This is a genomic window from Mesorhizobium sp. C120A, from assembly GCF_030323105.1.
Classification (GTDB): domain Bacteria; phylum Pseudomonadota; class Alphaproteobacteria; order Rhizobiales; family Rhizobiaceae; genus Mesorhizobium.
On record NZ_CP100476.1, the window covers coordinates 5,408,515 to 5,426,176 of the forward strand.

Here is a 17,662-nt window from a genome sequence, read left to right on the forward strand (position 1 = left end):
ACAGTTTGGATGCCGCAGCCCGGACGTGGCTTGCGCCCGCCAAGATAAATCTGGCCCTGCACGTCACCGGCAGGCGCGCCGACGGTTATCATCTGCTTGAGAGCCTGGTCGTTTTCACCCGCTTCGGCGACAGGGTCGAGATCGAGCCTGCCGACGCCGACCGGTTCTCCGTATCGGGCCGTTACGCGACCTCCGTACCGATCGACGACAGCAATCTGGTGGTGAAGGCGCGCGAGGCGCTGCGCAGGCAGGCCGGCCAGCAGCGCACGCCGCCGGTTGCCATCCGACTTGAAAAGAACCTGCCGGTCGCCTCCGGCGTCGGCGGCGGCTCAAGCGACGCGGCGGCGGTATTGCAGGGTCTTGTGCGGACCTGGGGGCTCGACATCGGCGAGGCCGAACTGAGCCGGATCGGTCTCACGCTCGGCGCCGACGTGCCGATGTGTCTTGCGGCAAAACCGCTGGTTGCGCGTGGCGTCGGCGACGAGCTGTCGCTGGTGCCGGATTTTCCGGCGCTCGCTTTGGTGCTGGTCAATCCCGGCGTCGCCGTCTCAACGCCTGATGTGTTCAACGCACTTGAGAAACGCGACAATGAGGGATTGCCGCCGCTGCCGCGTGCATTTGACTTCCACAGCGTCCGCAACTGGCTGGAGATCACCCGCAACGATCTCGAATCGGCGGCGCAGGCGATCCAGCCGCCCATCGGCCGAGCGGTTTCCCTGCTGAACCGGGCCGGATCGGGATTTTCGCGCATGTCGGGCTCCGGCGCCACATGCTTCGGGCTGTTCGAGACCGGCAATGTCGCCAAGCGCGCCGCCGCCGAGATTCGCAGCCGCGAACCGGAGTGGTTTGTCGCCGCGACACGAAGCATCGCTTCAGAGGGGGCCGATGACCAAAATTGACGAAAGCCGCCCCTTCATCCCGGTGCGCATCGCGGTGCTGACGGTGTCCGATACGCGCAGCCTTGCCGACGACAAATCAGGGCGGACGCTGGCCGATCGCATCGTCGAGGCCGGCCATGTCCTGGCCGCGCGCGACATCGTCACCGACGACCGGGAGAAAATCCGCGACAAGGTGCTGGGCTGGTCGCGCGACGAAGACATCGATGTCGTCATCACCACCGGCGGCACCGGTTTTACCGGCCGCGACGTGACGCCGGAGGCGCTGGAGCCGATCTTCGAGAAGCGCATGGATGGCTTTTCCGAAGTGTTCCACCGCATTTCCTACGACAAGATCGGCACCTCGACAGTGCAGAGTCGGGCGACGGGCGGCGTCGTCAACGCCACCTTCGTCTTCGTGCTGCCGGGCTCGCCCGGCGCCTGCAGGGACGCCTGGGACGGCATCCTGAAACCGCAGCTCGACTACCGCCACATGCCCTGCAACTTCGTCGAGATCATGCCGCGCCTGGACGAGCATTTGCGGCGCGGCAAGGCCGCCTCGTAAACCAAGGCAAAGCCGGCCAAGTGCTGCCTTTGTCAGGCAGAATGGCGGCTGCGCCTTCGAGAGGTCATTTCCTCCGGGTCGTCGGGCGGATAGTCTGTCGCCAAGTCAAGACGGAAGAGATCCAATGAGCGCGCACCGCGGCGGCTGCCATTGCGGCAACATCCACCTGACGTTCGAAACGGGAATCGAGCCGGCCGAGGTGGAGATCCGCGCCTGCCAGTGCGCGTTCTGTGTCCGGCATGGTTCGCGCGCCGCTGCCGATCCGCAGGGCCGATTGATCGTCTCGGTCGAGGACGAGGCGCGGCTGCACCGATACCGGTTCGGATTGCGCACCGCCGATTATCTCATCTGCCGGGACTGCGGCGTCTATGTCGCTGCTGTGACCACCGACGGCGAACCGAGAGCGATCGTCATCGTCAATGCGCTGGATGACCGGCCGCGGTTCAACCGCGAGCCGGTCCCAATGGACTATGATGCCGAGAACAAAGAGGGTCGCATTGCCCGGCGGCAAGCGCGCTGGATGCCGGTCGAGATCCGCTCCGGCGTCAGCGGATGACCGGCTCGCCGTGGAAGCGGCGGCGCGAGGGCGGCGAGACGCCGAAGCCGACCTCCATCATCAGCCGTGGCGTGGTGGACGGCACGGTGCCCATGTGGAAGCCGAACGGGTCCTCGACGAAGCCGAGGCCGGCCTCGCCGGTCAGCGTGACCGGGCTGTCGTCGCCATAGACCTTGAGCACGTCTTGCGCCGGATGGCCGACCAGCAGCGTCAGCTGGTGCTTGAGGCTGCGCCTGTTGTGGCTGGCTTTGACATAGACATGCGGGCCGGTGCCGGCATCGCAGGGCTTGAGATAGAAGAAGAATTTCAGCATCCGCCAGTCGTCGAGATCGAAATGATATTTGCCGAGCGAGGCAAGGTTCTTGTCGGCGTCGGAAGCCTCGCCGGTCGGAAAGCTCCACCAGACACGCGTGGTGATCAGCTTTGCCTGCCCGCCCAGATAGTGCTGGGCGATGTCGAGCAGCAGCGGGTCGTTCTGGATGGCGAGTGCCGCCTTGCAGCCGAGGATGCGCTCGAAATAGTGTCCGCTGAGCAAAGAGCGGCCGAACCGCTTCTCGGCTTCTGCGTGTTCTCCGGGCATGAATTCGAGCCGGCGGTCGAAATTGCCGAAGCACGGCGTGCTCTGAGCAAAGCTGGCGATCTCTTCGTGGATTGCCTGCGGAAGGACCAGTCCGGAGAACAGGCCATCGGTGCGCAGCGCCGCGACGATCGACTTGAGGTCGACGCCCCTGAACATCGTCGCTCCGGCACTCTGCGCGGGGCGCGCGGCTTTGGCGCCAAGCCAGTGCAGCTTGCGCGCCGGCATGGTGCGGGCAAGCACGAACATCGGCAGCCATGCGGGATTTTCGCGCAGGTCGGACAGATAGGTCGGGATACGCACCGCAATGCGGCGGAGCAGGCTGCCGTTGCGGGCAATGGCTTCCAGACTGGGGGCGCCGGATTTGTCAGGGGACGAAAGGTTCATCGGGGTCCTCAGATATGAACGGCAGCAACGACGACGCGGCGCTTGCTTACCGCTCCGGCACTACCCAAACCCCGATATCCCGCATCAACGGAATGCTAATCCCGCGTCAGCTTTTGTGCAATGCACAATAGCTTTTTGCGGCGAAAAAGAGGGATGGTGCTGCGACCGTGCCAATGCGGATGAGACGCCGACGCTGCTCCTCATCCGCCCTTCGGGCACCCTTCTCCCTGGGAACGGGAAAAGGGAGAAACATCACTTCTTCGGCGCCAGCCAGATTTCGGCGTCGAGCCGCCTGGTGGCGAGACCGCGCGCAAGGGCTTCGGCGCTGTGCGCGTTCTTCGACAGGGCAGCGGCCTGGCGCTTGCTGATGACCAGCCCTTCGGCCAGCGCCCGGTTGCCCGAAAACACCCGTGACAGGAACGGCGTGCGGCTGCCGCGCGCACGGCAAAAGCGCGCCGGCATGGTTTGCCGCGCCGTGTGAGCGACAACGTCGTCGATCCAGCCCTCCGCCAGCCTTGCGCCGGGTTCCAGAAACAGCAGCCAGTCACCCTTCGCCTGCCTGATTCCCGCGGCAATGCCGCCGGCCACGAAGTGGCAGCCGGCATGATCGGCAACCCGATGCGTCTGGTCGGTCGAGCCGGTGTCGCAGACGATGACATCGCGCACCACGCCCTCGACCGCGCCGCCGATCAACGAGGCGAGCGTGCGGGCAAGGCCTTCTTCGTCATCCCGGGTTTCGATGAGAACGCTGAGCATTTTTAGCCGAATAGCGGAAAGCCCGGCGCAGCGCCAGTTTTGCATGGCCCAACGAAAAAGTTCTTGCTTTGTTCTCATCAGCGAAATAGGATTATTTTCATGAACAGAGCGATTCGACAGCCAGCCGACAGTCCTTGGGAAAGGGCCAAAATGGAACATATCGTGCGTGCGGACATTGCTGCTTTCGGAGCAGGGCGAGCCGAGATGGCCAATGCGATGATCGAACAGAGCGGCATGCGCGTCCGTCCGGATCGCAACCGCGGCCGTTCCGCGGGCATCAACCCGTCCGGCCGGTTCGAGCCGGTCAGCCGGCATGTGTTCGACGACGGCTGGAATTCGCTGGAGGAATTGCCGCCGTTCAAGACCGAAGTGCAGGTCGAGAAGCCGCGCACCATCATCACCCGCAACGAATCGCCCGACATTTCCTTCGACCGCTCGATCAACCCCTATCGCGGCTGCGAGCATGGCTGCGTCTATTGTTTCGCCCGGCCGACGCATTCCTTCATGGGCCTGTCGCCGGGGCTGGATTTCGAAGCGAAGCTGTTTGCCAAGCCGGATGCGGCGCGGCTGCTCGACAAGGAACTGTCGAAGGATGGCTATCAGCCGCGCACCATCGCGATCGGCACCAACACCGATCCCTACCAGCCGATCGAGAAACAATACCGGATCATGCGCGAGATCCTCGAAGTGCTGGAGGCGCGCGGCCATCCGGTCGGCATCGTCACCAAATCCCATCTGGTGACGCGCGACATCGACATCTTGTCGCGCATGGCCGAACGGGGCTTGGCCAAGGTGGCGCTGTCGGTGACGACGATGGACCGCATGCTGGCGCGCACCATGGAGCCACGCGCGTCGACGCCGACCAAGCGGCTTGAGGCGATCCGGCAGCTTTCCGATGCCGGCATCCCGGCCTCTGTCATGGTGGCGCCGATCATTCCCGGCCTGACCGACCAGGAGATGGAGCGCATCCTCGATTCGGCACGCGCCGCAGGCGCCCGCGAGGCCGGCTATGTCATCCTGCGCCTGCCGCTCGAGGTGGCGCCGATCTTCAAGGACTGGCTGCTGCGCCATTATCCCGACCGCTACCGGCACGTGATGTCGCTGATCCGTTCGATGCGCGACGGCAAGGACTATGATTCGGAATGGGGCAAGCGGATGAAAGGCGCCGGCCCCTATGCCTGGCAGATCGGCCGGCGCTTCGAGATCACGGCCAAGCGGCTCGGCCTCAACGCCGAGCGGCGCACGCTCCGAACCGACCAGTTTGTCGCCGCCGCCAAGGCGACCGAGCAGCTGATGCTGCTCTGAGAGTAGCGCTTGCCCTGCCCTCGTGGCTGTCAGGCGACCCAAGAATCCCGTCCGGCCTGTCCCCCGGCCTGCAGACGGTGCCCTCCCGGTCTTGCCCCACTCGACCCTGGAGGGACTTGCGGAGAATCGGAGCCGATGCGAACCTCGCCGCAACATGGCTCGCGCACGTTCCGATTCTCCGCTTCTTTTCGAAATCGTCGAAAAGCCCGATTTCTCCTTCGAGACGAAGGCGATGGCCGAAGGCCTGTGGCCGGTGGCAGGCATGGACGAGGCCGGCCGCGGTCCGCTGGCGGGGCCGGTGGTGGCGGCGGCCGTGATCCTCGATCCCGCCAACATTCCCGACGGGCTCGACGATTCCAAACGGCTCAACCATTTGCAGCGCGAGGCGCTGTTCCTGAAAATCCTGGGGTCAGCGCTCGGCGTGTCGATGGCCTCGGTCAGCGCCGAAGGCATTGACGGCAGCAACATCCTCAAGGCCAGCCTGGAAGCCATGCGCCGCGCCCTTGCCGGCCTGCCGATCCAGGCGAAGCTGGCGCTGGCCGATGGCCGCGATGTGCCGCCGGGCCTCCTCTGCGAAGGCCGCGCGCTGATCAAGGGCGACCAGCGCTCGCAATCGATCGCCGCCGCCTCGATCGTCGCCAAGGTGATGCGCGACCGCATGATGTGCGGCTGCGGCAGCCATCACGAGCGCTACGGGTTCGAGGTCCATATGGGCTACGCCACCGTGCGGCACCGCACCGCGATCGAAGCGCATGGGCCGGTGGCAAGGCTGCACCGGGCATCATTCGCGCCGTTCAGGCTGGGTGGGGTTGAGGTGGTGGAAGAAGAAGGGTTTGTCGGGTTGGACAGCTAATCTCCCCCCTTGAGGGGGAGATGGCCGGCAGGCCAGAGGGGGGCGCGAAGGAACGCGACCTTTCAGTAAACCTGCCGATGCAAGGAATCCGTAACACGAAATAGAAAATCTGGAAACGCCGGCGGGACAGCGCCCCCCTCTGCCCTGCCGGGCATCTCCCCCACAAGGGGGAGATTGGCGGCTTCGACGCCTCGCCAAACAAAAAAGCCGCCAGGTCACCCAAGCGGCTCGATGTCAGCGAGCTAATCCCGCTCAGTTCAGCCTGGCCTTCACGTCCTGCAGCGCGGACTTGAACAGGTCGGCGCCGGCCTTGGCGTCGATCTTGCCGGCAAGCAGCGTGCGGGCCGCCTCGACAGCGATGTCGACGGCGCTGGCGCGCACTTCGGCGACGGCTTCGCGCTCGGCCTGGCCGATCTTCTGCTCGGCAAGCGCGGTGCGGCGGGTGACATAGTCTTCGGTCTTCTTGTGCGCCTCGGCGGCAAGCATGTCGGCTTCGCGCTTGGCGGCAGCGACGATGGCTGCGGCCTCCTGCTCGGCTTCCTTGCGCTTCTTCTGGTATTGGCCGAGCAGTTGCTGGGCCTCTTCGCGCAACCGGCGGGCTTCCGCAAGCTCGTCGCTGATCTTGGTCGCGCGGGCGTCGAGCGACTTGGCGATCAGGCCCGGCACCTTGATGTAAACGGCAACGCCGAGGAAAATGACGAGGGCAACCGTTGCCCAGAGCGTTGCGAGAGATGTGGCGTCCATAATGTGCTCCTCACCGGGCCACGGATTTGACCGCAGCCGAGATCTCGGCCTTGCTGGTCTTGCCGCCGACAAGCGCATCGACGATGGCTGAAGCGGTGTCCTCGGCAATCGTGCCGACTTCCTTCATGGCGTTGGCCTTGATGGAAGCAATGCTGGCCTCCGCCTCGCCGAGCTTCTTGTCGAGGGCGGCCTCGACCTTCTTGCGGGCAGCCTCGGCTTCAGCCTTGGCAGCGTCGTTGGCCTGCTGGCCGATCGCGTTGGCCTTGGCCTTGGCTTCCGCCAGTTCCTGCTCGTAAGCGGCAACGGCGGCGTCCGCCTCGCCCTTCAGCTTGGCGGCCTGGTCGAGGTCCTGCGTGATGCGATCGCTGCGGACGTCGATGATGCCGCCAAGGCGCGGCATCACCACCTTCTTCAGGAACAAATAGAACAGCCCGAACGTGATCGCCAGCCACAGAAGCTGGGACGGAAACGTCGCCGGATCGAATGGCGGGAACGTGCCGTGCGCCTCGGCAGGCACGCCGGTGCCGGAATGCGTGTCGCCTTCCGTACCGGTATGGGCGCCTTCAGCGGCGGGTGCGGACTCTTGCGCAAACGCAGATGTCACGAACATGGACTATCCCCTGATATCAGGCATGGCCGCAGGAATGCGGCCAGCCAATTCTTCCCAATGCTCGTCCGACCAATAATTGGCCGAACAGGGGCTCAGCCGAACAGGGCGAGAAGCGCGATGAGAAGCGAGAAAATGCCCAGAGCTTCGGTCACGGCGAAGCCGAAAATCAGGCGGCCGAACTGGCCATCGGCGGCCGACGGATTGCGCAGGGCGCCCGCCAGGTAGCTGCCGAAGATGTTGCCGAGGCCAATGCCCGCGCCGCCCATGCCCAGGCAAGCGATACCGGCGCCGATGTACTTTGCTGCTTCTGCGTCCATTTTAAACTCCTTTGGATCTGTAATTCGTTGCAATTCCATCCGGCGAAAGATGCCGGAAATTCTAGGTCAGTGCCCGGGATGCAGGGCGTCGTTCAGATACATGCAGGTCAGCACCGCAAAGACGTAGGCCTGCAGGAAAGCGACCAGCAATTCCAGCGCGGTCAGCGCGACTGCCATGGCCAGCGGCAACACCGAACCGGCAACGCCGACGGCGCCGAGCGCGCTCAGGCTGACGACGAAGCCCGAAAACACCTTCAGTGTGATGTGGCCGGCCAGCATGTTGGCGAACAGACGAACCGAGAGGCTGACCGGGCGCGACACGAAGGAGATCACTTCGATCAGCACCACCAGTGGCAGCAGGAACACCGGAACGCCATGCGGCACGAAGAGCTTGAGGAAACCCAGACCGTGCTTCGTGAAGCCGTAGACAACGACGGTTCCGATCACCAGGGCTGCGAGGCCGAAGGTGACGATGATGTGGCTGGTGACGGTGAAGAAGTACGGGAAAAGGCCAAGCAGGTTGGCGACCAGTACGAACATGAACAACGAGAACACGAAGGGGAAGAACTTCATGCCCTGCGTTCCGGCGGCGTCGCGCAGCATGTTGGAGACGAACTCGTAGCCCATTTCCGAAACCGACTGCAGGCGCCCGGGAACAAGGCTGCGGCTCGAGGTCGAGAGGTACAGAAACGCCGATGCGACGAGGACGGTCGCGACCATGAACAGGGACGAATTGGTGAAGGACAGGTCATAGCCTCCGATGTTGATCGGAATCAGCTTGACGATATGGAACTGGTGGATCGGATCGACCTTGTCAGCAGCCATTTACATCCCCGTCAAAGCCGCGAACGGCCTTAAGTGTCCTTGTGCGCCGTTGGCGGCGCCATTTCATTCTTTCGGATCGTGCGACTTCTCGCTTTTTCCGAATTCCGCCACAACACCTGACGAACGCAGGACATTGAGCACGCCGGCGCCAAAGCCCAGCAACAAGCCGACGACCAGACCCCATGGCGAGGTTCCCGCCACACGATCCAGAAACCAGCCAAGGCCCACACCCACCACTATCCCGGCGATGAACTCGCTGGACAGCTTGAGCGCCTGGCCATATCCGGCCGTCGCTTTCGCGCCGTCATTCCCCTCGAGCTGATCCGGCCGTCTTGTCGCAAGCGATGCTCCAAGCTCACGCCGGCGGCGTTCGAGATCTTCGTCGCGGATGTCGGCCTCGTGCTTGCTGCCGCGGCCGGTTTCTCCGGTTCCGTCTGGCCCGTTCTTGTCGGCCATCGTAACCCCCCTGCCCGGTCAGACCGTCACCGTCCGTCCGCTTCTAAAGTCGCCGGCAACATAGTTAGAGGGTTTGCGCCCGTCAAGCCACGGGCGGGACTTCAAAGCCATGTATTTTTTCTATTGGAATCAATTACTTGGCGAGGTGCGACATCGTGCCCGGCACTATCGGGTCGGCACATGCCCCGAATCCGTCCGGCGACCGCTGTCCGATTTCGGCTTCCAGGGCCTTTGCGGTTCGTTTGCGACAGGCAAGCCGAAGGGCTCAGCTCCAGCCGCCGCCATAGGTGCGGTAGAAGATATGCAGGCCGATCTTGGTCATCTTCTGCATCGTGCGCGCCCAGCCCGGATGGACGTAGTTGGCGTAGTAGTGGGTCGATGAGCCGACTTCGGGAATGAATATCTTGCCGGCGGTGACCGCCATCGCGACGTCCTGCGCGGTCTTGTAATGGGCGGGGCTCTCGATGCGCTTCTTGCGGCCGTCGCAGGCGAAGGAGAACTGGCAGCGGTTCAGCCAGTTGTCGTTCTGGTAGACGACGCCGCAAATCGAGTTCGGATAGGCCGGATTGCGGACGCGGTTGAGAATGACCTGCGCGACGGCGGCCTGGCCGCGCACGGATTCGCCGCGCGCCTCGAAATAGATGCCGTTGGCGAGGCAGGCCTGCTCCTTCGTGGAGAAGACGCTGGCCGGCAGCGGGTTCTGGATCCACGAGTGGTCACCCTTGGCCATCGGCGGAATGAAGCGCCCGCTGCTCGGCTCCTCGTCCTGCAGCAGCGCTTCGAAGGGTGAGGCCTTGGCGTAATCGGGTTCGGCCTGGGCATAGGCGGTGGCCAGCACGTCCGGTCTGTCATTGTTGACCAACGCGGCAAGCATGGCCGGCACGCCGGGATCGGGCTTCTTGTCCACGTTGGTGTGGAAGGCCTGGGCGATCTGGATTTCCTTGCCCTTGATGCCGGGCTTGGCGAAGGCGAGCTTCAGGCCGCTGTCCATGCTCGGCCGCAGCAGCGAGGACGTGCGCTGAAAGATCGAGCCGGCATTGAAGTTCTTCGGCGGCGCCACCGGCGAGACCTGGATGATGCGGCCCTTCTTGTCGGCGCGCATGATGCGGTCCTCGTCGGGCGTGATGCCGGCGACATTGCCCTTGCCGCGAAACGAGACCTTGCCGACGCCGGGCAGGCGCACGCCCGAACCCGAGAGCGAACCGGTGGTGACGGAATCGATGAAAGGCATTTCGGCGGCATGAACCGAGCCGGCGACGGAGCGCTCGACATAAGAGTTCCAGCGGGTGCCCGAGGCTTCGAGGCCGGAAATCAAGCTGCCCATGTCCTGGTAGGCGACGACAGTTGGAAAGCCGATCCAGATGCCGAGCCCGATGACCAATGGCGATACGAAGGAACGTTTTTTCTCACCGGCGGCGGCGGCCAGCCGCTTCAGGACACGTCGATGCACGGGGAACTCTCCAGAAACGCCACTGAGCCACTGGAGAGCCAAAGTGAAGCATTAACCTTGATGCGGGGTTAACGCGGTCGATCGTGTTTTTCCGAAGCGGCCCGAAATGGGACGCCGCTTGCCGGCCGGCAACCCGTCAGTTCGGCCTCAGGAAAATTGGCCATGCAATCATGGCGCAGAGCGCGCCCACCAGCCAGACGCCAGGCCACGACCAGACAAGCAGCAAAGCCGGAATGGCGGTCGGCACCACGGAGAAGGCGATGAAGACGAAGCTGTTGGCAAGACCGAGCGCGGTTCCGGCGCGGCTGGCACCGGCAAGCGTGGCGAGTTCGGTGTAGGCGACGCCATGCCAGGCGGAGACCGAAATGCCGGCGAGGACCAGCAGCACGGCGATCGCCGGGATCAACGCGGCATGGGCGTCTGGCGTGGCTCCTGCCGCCAGGACCAGCAGGCCGACGGCCGCGAAGCCAAACGCGCTTGTCACGCTGCAGAGCCGCAGGAATGAGCGGCGGTTGCCGTGGCGGTCGGTGTAGCGGCCGCTCCAGACGCGCATCACCATCGCGCCGGTCTGCACCGCGGCAAGGCTGGCGCTGATCGTGAGCGTGGCCATGCCGGCGAAATCGTGCAGGAAAACGGAGGCGAAGGTGAGCACCGCCACTTGCGGAAAGCAGAGCAGGCCGATGGCGGTGGCGATGCGCCAGACCTCGACATTGCGCAGCGGCGCGGGACCGCCCGACTTTGCCATGGCCATGCTGCCGGCATTGTCCAGTTCCGGCGGCTGGTGCAGCCATCGCCAGGCAAACAGCGCAGAGACGGCGTTCATGGCGGCCAGCAGCCCGAAGACCGCCGCGAAACCGTGCACCGATGCCAGCGACGGCAGGACCAGCGCGCCGAGCCCGCCGCCGAGCGGCACCGCGGTCTGCCTGATGCTCATGGCAAAGCCACGTTCGCCTTCGTGGAACCAGGCCATGATGGCGCGGCCGCTGGAACCGTTGACGCTGCCGCCGAGCAGGCCGGCGACCAGAAGGCATGCGGCCAGCATTGCGACGCCAGGCACATAGGTCACTGAGGGCACGATGAACAACGCCATCAGGGCGAGCCACGCCGCGGTCGCACCAAGGCCGGTCAACAGCACGCCGCGATCTCCCCACCGGTCGGTGAGCAGGCCCCAGGGCAGTTCGCTCAAGGCAACGCCCAGTCCGAGAAGGCCGAGGACCAGGCCGAGATTGCCATTGCTCAAGTGATAGCCCGACCGCAGAAACACCGCCGCCGCCGGTATGCCGGCGAAGGTGGCGGAGAAACCGGCATTGGCGGCAACGCCGATGCCAAGCACCTTCCAGCGATGATTGGCGGGAAATCGTTCAGCCTTCGACGTGACGGCGGCGGCTCGGCCAACCCGGCCTGGCTCACGATTTGCGTCGGCAATCGACATGGCGGGACTCCTGTTGATGCCCTTTCGGGACCTTGACGCCTCGCCTTTACCGCCATAACTTCATCCCGAATATCGGGAATTTTTTGACAATTGTTCCCGAACAACAGGACCGTTTTGATGCGCCGCGTAACCTTCGACCTTGATGTCCTCCGAAGCTTCGTCACCGGGATGGAACTCGGCAGCTTCGCCAAGGCCGCCGACCGGCTTGGACGCTCGACTTCGGCGGTGAGCGCGCAATTGAAGAAGCTGGAGGACCAGGCGGCGACGCCGATCTTCCGCAAGTCGGGCCGCGGACTGGCGTTGACCGAAGCCGGCGAAACCATGCTCGGCTATGCCAGGCGGCTGCTCGAGTTGAACGACGAGGCGGCCTCGGCCATCCACGACGTGGAACTGGAAGGCTGGGTCAGGCTCGGCCTGCAGGAGGATTTCGGCGAGGCGGTGCTGCCGGAGGTGCTCGGACGCTTCGCCCGCGCGCACCCCAAGGTCAAGATCGAGGCGCGGATCGGGCGCAGCTATGAACTTGCCGAGCGGATCACATCAGGCAATCTCGACATTGCGCTGGCCTGGGACAGCGGCCAGGCGCTGCCTTACAGCCGGCATGTCGGCGACGCGCAATTGCGCTGGATCGGGCCGGCCAAGCTGATCGAGACCAGGCTGCGCGAGGGCGAGGCGCTGCCGCTGGTGGCGCTGGAAGCGCCGTGCCTGCTGCGCACGGTGACGACGGAAACACTCGACCGCGCCGGCCTGCCATGGCGGATGGCCTTCTCCAGCCCCAGCCTTGGCGGCATCTGGGCGGCGGTCGCCGCCGGCCTCGGCCTGACCATCCGCACGGATATCGGCCTGCCGGCCAATGTCAGGGCGATGGCGCCGCAAACGCTGGGCTTACCCGCGCTGCCGACCATGGCGCTGGTGCTGCACCAGAAAGACGCCGAACTGGACCCGGTGGCGGCGCGGCTGGCGGATATATTGTGGCACGCGGCGGTGGCGGCGCTGCCGCAGGACGAGCGGTTGAGAGAGGTCGCTTAGACGGAAGCGGCTGTCCAGCGTAGCGTTCCGTCACACCCCCTCTGTCCTGCCGGACATCTCCCCCGCAAGGGGGGAGATTGGATCTCGCGAATGCTTTCGCCAATTTTCAACGTTGCAAGAGAGGCTCCAAGGACGAAACGACTGATCTCCCCCCTTGCGGGGGAGATGCCCGGCAGGCAGAGGGGGGTGCTGTCCCGCCAATCTTGCGGAGAATTTCGCAACCGTCACCGCTCACTTGCGCTTGTTCGCTCTCCCCGCGAACGGGTTGTCCGAAGTCCGCAGCGCTATCCTGATCGGCACGCCGGGCATGTCGAAGGCTTCGCGCAGGCTGTTGGAGAGGTAGCGGACATAGGATTGCGGCATCGCGTCGGGCCGCGAGCACTGGACGACGAAACCCGGCGGCCGGGTCTTGGCCTGGGTGACATATTTGACCTTGAGCCGGCGGCCGGCGACAGCGGGCGGCGGGTGATGCGCCAGAATGCTTTCCAGCCAGCGGTTGAGCTTGCCGGTGGAAACGCGGCTGTTCCACACCTTGTGCGTCTTGATGACGGCATCCATCAGCTTGTCGAGGCCGCGCCCGGTCTCGGCCGAAACGGTCACCGCCTGGATGCCGCGCACCTGCGGCAAAAGCCGTGTGGTCTTTTCGCGCAACTCGGCCAGCAGTTCCTGCGGATTGTCGATCAGGTCCCATTTGTTGAAGGCGATGACCGGCGCCCTGCCCTCCCGGATGATCAGGTCGGCGATCTGCAAATCCTGCTTCTCGAAAGGGATGGTGGCGTCGAGCACGATGATGACGATCTCGGCAAAGCGGATGGCGCGCAAGCCGTCCTGCACCGACATCACTTCCAGCTTCTCGTGGATCCTGGCCTTGCGGCGCATGCCGGCAGTGTCGAACAGTTTTAGCCGGCGGCCATGCCAGTCCCAGTCGACGGAGATGGAATCGCGGGTGATGCCGGCTTCCGGGCCGGTCAGCAGCCGCTCCTCGCCGATCAACGCGTTGATCAGCGTCGACTTGCCGGCATTGGGCCGGCCGACGACGGCGATGCGCATCGGCTTGGTGTCGTCATAGGCGGGTTCGGCGTCGGGATCGGTGATGTCCTCGCCGATCAGCACCTCGCTGGCGGCGACGTCCTCGGCCTCGTCTTCTTCCTCGCCGAAGGCGCGGTCTTTGCCCAGCGCCTCGATCACCGCGTCGCGCAGATCGGGCATGCCCTGGCCGTGCTCGGCCGAGACCGGGATCGGCTCGCCCAAGCCCAGTTCCCAGGCTTCCAGCATGCCGCCCTGGGCGCCCTTGGCCTCGGCCTTGTTGGCGACCAGCACGACCGGCTTGCCGGACTTGCGCACGATCTCGGCAAAGGTGCGGTCGTCGGGCAAAAGCCCGGACTTGGCGTCGATGGTGAAGAAGATCAGGTCGGCTTCGCGGATCGCGATCTCGGTCTGCGCGCGCATGCGGCCGGGCAGCGTCGAGGCGGCGGCGTCTTCGAAACCGGCGGTGTCGATGACATCGAAATGCAGATCGTAGAGTTTGGCCGCGTGGACGCGACGGTCGCGGGTGACGCCCGGCGTGTCGTCGACAAGCGCCAGCTTCCGTCCCACCAATCGGTTGAAAAGCGTCGATTTGCCGACATTGGGCCGGCCGATAATGGCGACTTTGAAGCTCATCCGGCTATCCATATCATCGCCCAAACCGCAGCGCGCCCTTGGGTCAGGCCCGAGGGCAGGCTTTGGGCGATGCGTATCATGACGCGCCCGAGCCGCGGATCAATTCCGACATCAGCGTCGCCCGCTGGCGCGCGTTGCGCGGGGCGCCGTCATCGGCGGCGATCTGGTCGAACAGTTTCAGCGCATCCTGGGTCTTGCCTTCCTTCCAGGCGGCAAGGCCGAGCGCTTCGCGCGCTGTGTGGCGCAGCGTGTTGTTGTCGGCGGTCAGCGCCTCGACGCGGCTGGAGACGTCGGCGAAGGAGCCGTGATCGACGAGCAGCAGGGCGGCCCGCAGGCGCGCCATGTCGCGAATGCCCTGGGGAATGGCGTTGTCGGCGGCGACGCCATCGAAATCGGCGACGGCGGCGGCAAAGTCGCCCTTGTCGGCCTTGACGGTTGCCGCGCGCATGCGGGCGAGCAGCGGATAGGCGCCGTAGCCATCCTTTTCCAGCTGTTCGAGGGCGGTCAGCGCCTCGTCGCTCTTGCCGTCATTGGCAAGCTTCAGCGCCTGCGAGAAGGCATCGCCGGAGCGGTTGGCGCGGGTCTCGTCCCAATAGCGGTAGCCGACGAAGGCGGCGGTGCCAAGCACCACCAGGATGGCGAGGCCAAGGATCGCCGGACCAAAGCGGTCCCATAGCGCCTGCGCCTGCTCGCGACGGATCTCGTCGTTGACTTCGCGGATAAAACTGTCGTCGGACATCAATCAAAACCATTGCTGCCCTAACAGGGGCGCTTCTTGAGCCCGCGTTTTAGCGAAATTTCGCGGGCATGGAAGGGGCTCGGCAGGAAAATCGGCTAATCGCCGGGCGCATAGCTGCCGACGTTGATCGCACCCACGCCACATTTTGCCGATAGCCGGCTTGGACTGCCTCCAGATCAAGCCCAGATTGCCGATGCCACGTTTGTCCCGCGTTGTTGCGTTTTCCTCAGCCGTGCTTGCCATGGCTGGTGCGGCTTTCGCCGACCCGCCGGCGCCGCCTGCCCCGGCAAAGCCGAAGCAGATCGTCATCATCTCGTTCGATAGCGCCCGGGAGATCTCGCAATGGCAGCGCAGCCGGGCGCTGGCCAAGCGCACCGGCGCGCATTTCACCTACTTTTTGTCCTGCGTCTTCCTGCTGTCGCCGCAGACGCGGGCCGACTACACAGCTCCGGCCAAGTCCGCGGGCAAATCCAACATCGGCTTTGCCGCTTCGAAGCAGGACGTCGCCGATCGGCTCGATCAGATCGGGCTCGCCGCTTCGGAAGGCCACGACATCGCCAGCCATGGCTGCGGCCATTTCGACGGCAAGGACTGGAGCAAGGCCGACTGGCTGAAGGAATTCGCCTCGTTCGAGCGCATTCTGGAAAACGCCTATGCGATCAACGGTATTGAACCCGAGCCCAAGGGATGGCGCGATATTGCCCATGCCGTTGTCGGCTTTCGCGCGCCGTACCTCTCGACCAGCAAAGGGCTCTATGAGGCCCTGCCTGAAGCCGGCTACCACTATGATGCCAGCGGCGTTTCGAAAGGCCCGGTCGAGCCGCCGACCGGCGGCGGCTTGACCCGCTTTTCGCTGCCGCAGATCCCGGAAGGCCCTGATGGTAGGCTGGTGATCGCCATGGACTACAATCTCTATGTCAGGCATTCCGGCGGCTTCGAGCGGCCGAGCCAGGCAGCCGAGTTCAGCGATCGGACCTACCAGGCCTTCCGCGCCGCCTTCGACAAGCAATATCAGGGCAAGCGCATCCCACTGGTGCTGAGCTTCCACTTCACGCCGATGAACAACGGCGCCTACTGGAACGCGCTGGAGCGCTTTGCCGACGAGACTTGCGTGAAAGCCGACGTCGAATGCATCAGTTTTCGCGATTATGTGCAGCGGCAACGTGGTAGCGAGAGGCAGGCGGCGGTGGGCGGCTGAGCCGCCAACCGTCTATGCAGATAGGATCAAGCTGGGTCGGGTTCCTTTGCCTGTTCCTGACGCTCCATGAAGTGGCGGTCAATGTCGGGCAGCGGCTCGCCGCGAATCGTCGCCTCGAAGGCGCGAAGGCGCTTGTGAACTGACAGAAGCTCGACAATCGTCGACCAAGAATTGACGAGATACTGGAATGAGTTGGTTACCTGACTGAAGGCTGAACTGACCTGGTTGATGAGACCCAGCGTCAGCGTTCCAGCGATCATGGAAGGCACCATCAGGAAGTAGGAGAAGACGTTGTTGGTCTGAAGATAAAGATAGCGGACCACGTTGAAATACACATAGTGGAAATACAGGCGAAAGTAGTTTTGCCGCACACTCGCAAACAGCTCCGCGACGGTCGGCGGCTGCGCCCGGGCCGGATCGTCCTCACCGTAGACGAGTTCCTTGCGATATGCTGCCTCGACGCGCTGGTTACGAAACTGCAAGCCAGGAAGCTTGATGCCTGCGGTCGCAATGATGACTGTACCGAAGACTGCCCAGAAGATCGCAGCCAAAACCAGCGGCTGAGGAACATGACCGATCAATGGCAACTCTGTGACATGCTTAGAATAACTGAGCAGGATCGGCATGAAAGCGATAAGCGTCATGATGGAATCGACGAAGCTAGTGCCAAGGTCTTCCATTATCTTGGAAAACCGCATCGTGTCTTCCTGCACACGCTGTGCAGCGCCCTCAATATGGCGCAGCTTCGGCCAATAGGACATGTAGTAATTGTTCATCGCAGTGCGCCAGCGAAACACCCAGTGGCTGACGAAGAAGTTTGTCAAAACGAACACGGTAACCGCGACAAGAGCGATACCGAGGAAAGTGATTATTTGAGCGTAAAGATCAGCCTCGGTTGCCTTGACCGTTTTGCTAACGATGCCCTGAATGAGGTCCCAGAATGGTCCATACCATGCGTTGATCGCCACGCTTACCTGCACCTGAAAGTAGGTCGTGAACAGGAGCAGCGAACTGCCGAGGATAGACCATTGGTCCCACGGGTGCGGAGAATACCAGTGCCAGAAGCCATAGAATATCAAAACGCCAAGCGCATAGTAGATGTAGAACCAGAGGAACGGAGGCGACCAGAACACCGAGACGCCTATGATGGGCGGCGCGTCGGCAAGAGCCGGAGGCAAGCCGAGAAACGCGCCAAGCTGGTCAGCACCGAGGAACCAGGCTGCCACGAGAACCGCAGTCCAGACGACGGCCGAGATGAAAAACAGCTTCGGCTGCGGGAAGAAGGATACGAACACTGTGGTGAAATCCTCGGTCGGTGCGCAAATCAGC

Annotated in this window: 19 protein-coding genes; 7 read left to right on the forward strand and 12 right to left on the reverse strand. The window is 63.9% G+C overall.

Annotation, left to right across the window (positions count from 1 at the left end):
- The first annotated feature begins 5 nt into the window (after positions 1-5).
- The 3 genes from NL532_RS26590 (at position 6) to NL532_RS26600 (ending at position 1,996) form a co-directional block, all read left to right on the forward strand.
- Positions 6-899 carry a 4-(cytidine 5'-diphospho)-2-C-methyl-D-erythritol kinase gene (locus tag NL532_RS26590; protein WP_023828030.1) on the forward strand — a complete coding sequence of 298 codons (894 nt, stop codon included), beginning with the start codon at positions 6-8 and terminating at the stop codon, positions 897-899.
- Positions 886-1,440: a molybdenum cofactor biosynthesis protein B gene (moaB, locus tag NL532_RS26595; protein WP_023732120.1), complete on the forward strand. Its 555-nt coding sequence runs from the start codon at positions 886-888 to the stop codon at positions 1,438-1,440. The genes NL532_RS26590 and moaB overlap by 14 nt, the downstream gene beginning before the upstream one ends.
- A gap of 124 nt (positions 1,441-1,564) precedes the next feature.
- Positions 1,565-1,996, forward strand: coding sequence for a GFA family protein (locus NL532_RS26600; RefSeq protein ID WP_023709898.1), 432 nt, complete (start codon positions 1,565-1,567; stop codon positions 1,994-1,996).
- On the opposite strand, the gene NL532_RS26605 is transcribed toward NL532_RS26600, so the two are convergent.
- Entirely contained in the window at positions 1,986-2,960 is a 975-nt protein-coding gene (locus NL532_RS26605; RefSeq protein ID WP_023806763.1) for a hypothetical protein, read from the reverse strand. The genes NL532_RS26600 and NL532_RS26605 overlap by 11 nt on opposite strands.
- A gap of 252 nt (positions 2,961-3,212) precedes the next feature.
- A complete protein-coding gene (locus NL532_RS26610) occupies positions 3,213-3,716 on the reverse strand; it encodes a glycosyltransferase (RefSeq protein ID WP_023687105.1) in 504 nt (167 codons plus the stop codon).
- Positions 3,717-3,866: 150 nt separating this feature from the next.
- Here NL532_RS26610 and NL532_RS26615 point away from each other — a divergent pair, with 150 nt between their 5' ends.
- Together NL532_RS26615 and rnhB are read left to right on the forward strand one after the other, a co-directional pair.
- Positions 3,867-5,021 carry a PA0069 family radical SAM protein gene (locus NL532_RS26615; RefSeq protein ID WP_023684378.1) on the forward strand — a complete coding sequence of 385 codons (1,155 nt, stop codon included), beginning with the start codon at positions 3,867-3,869 and terminating at the stop codon, positions 5,019-5,021.
- Between the two features lie 154 nt (positions 5,022-5,175).
- A complete protein-coding gene (rnhB, locus tag NL532_RS26620) occupies positions 5,176-5,874 on the forward strand; it encodes a ribonuclease HII (RefSeq protein ID WP_023726390.1) in 699 nt (232 codons plus the stop codon).
- 252 nt (positions 5,875-6,126) lie between these two features.
- Here the strand turns inward: rnhB and NL532_RS26625 are convergent, their stop codons facing one another.
- The 7 genes from NL532_RS26625 to NL532_RS26655 all read right to left on the reverse strand — a co-directional run bounded on the left by NL532_RS26625 (position 6,127) and on the right by NL532_RS26655 (position 11,708).
- Positions 6,127-6,618, reverse strand: coding sequence for a F0F1 ATP synthase subunit B (locus tag NL532_RS26625; protein ID WP_023668483.1), 492 nt, complete (start codon positions 6,616-6,618; stop codon positions 6,127-6,129).
- A gap of 10 nt (positions 6,619-6,628) precedes the next feature.
- A complete protein-coding gene (locus NL532_RS26630) occupies positions 6,629-7,228 on the reverse strand; it encodes a F0F1 ATP synthase subunit B (protein WP_023684380.1) in 600 nt (199 codons plus the stop codon).
- A gap of 92 nt (positions 7,229-7,320) precedes the next feature.
- Positions 7,321-7,545 carry a F0F1 ATP synthase subunit C gene (locus NL532_RS26635; RefSeq protein ID WP_006206606.1) on the reverse strand — a complete coding sequence of 75 codons (225 nt, stop codon included), beginning with the start codon at positions 7,543-7,545 and terminating at the stop codon, positions 7,321-7,323.
- 66 nt (positions 7,546-7,611) lie between these two features.
- Positions 7,612-8,370, reverse strand: coding sequence for a F0F1 ATP synthase subunit A (locus tag NL532_RS26640; RefSeq protein ID WP_023668485.1), 759 nt, complete (start codon positions 8,368-8,370; stop codon positions 7,612-7,614).
- 63 nt (positions 8,371-8,433) lie between these two features.
- Complete coding sequence (locus NL532_RS26645; RefSeq protein WP_023668486.1) at positions 8,434-8,826, reverse strand: AtpZ/AtpI family protein; 393 nt, start codon at positions 8,824-8,826, stop codon at positions 8,434-8,436.
- Between the two features lie 265 nt (positions 8,827-9,091).
- A complete protein-coding gene (locus NL532_RS26650) occupies positions 9,092-10,276 on the reverse strand; it encodes a cell wall hydrolase (RefSeq protein ID WP_023668487.1) in 1,185 nt (394 codons plus the stop codon).
- 136 nt (positions 10,277-10,412) lie between these two features.
- Positions 10,413-11,708: an MFS transporter gene (locus NL532_RS26655; RefSeq protein WP_023729306.1), complete on the reverse strand. Its 1,296-nt coding sequence runs from the start codon at positions 11,706-11,708 to the stop codon at positions 10,413-10,415.
- 117 nt (positions 11,709-11,825) lie between these two features.
- Here NL532_RS26655 and NL532_RS26660 point away from each other — a divergent pair, with 117 nt between their 5' ends.
- Complete coding sequence (locus NL532_RS26660) at positions 11,826-12,734, forward strand: LysR substrate-binding domain-containing protein (RefSeq protein ID WP_023668489.1); 909 nt, start codon at positions 11,826-11,828, stop codon at positions 12,732-12,734.
- Positions 12,735-12,965: 231 nt separating this feature from the next.
- Here the strand turns inward: NL532_RS26660 and der are convergent, their stop codons facing one another.
- Both der and NL532_RS26670 read right to left on the reverse strand, forming a co-directional pair.
- Complete coding sequence (der, locus tag NL532_RS26665) at positions 12,966-14,396, reverse strand: ribosome biogenesis GTPase Der (protein ID WP_023729305.1); 1,431 nt, start codon at positions 14,394-14,396, stop codon at positions 12,966-12,968.
- A gap of 76 nt (positions 14,397-14,472) precedes the next feature.
- Entirely contained in the window at positions 14,473-15,135 is a 663-nt protein-coding gene (locus NL532_RS26670) for a tetratricopeptide repeat protein (protein WP_023729304.1), read from the reverse strand.
- Between the two features lie 193 nt (positions 15,136-15,328).
- Between NL532_RS26670 and NL532_RS26675 the strand changes: the two genes are divergently transcribed.
- Positions 15,329-16,333: a polysaccharide deacetylase family protein gene (locus tag NL532_RS26675; RefSeq protein ID WP_023729303.1), complete on the forward strand. Its 1,005-nt coding sequence runs from the start codon at positions 15,329-15,331 to the stop codon at positions 16,331-16,333.
- Between the two features lie 26 nt (positions 16,334-16,359).
- Here NL532_RS26675 and sbmA read toward each other — a convergent pair whose 3' ends face one another.
- Positions 16,360-17,628: a peptide antibiotic transporter SbmA gene (sbmA, locus tag NL532_RS26680; RefSeq protein WP_023704870.1), complete on the reverse strand. Its 1,269-nt coding sequence runs from the start codon at positions 17,626-17,628 to the stop codon at positions 16,360-16,362.
- Between the last annotated feature and the right edge of the window lie 34 nt (positions 17,629-17,662).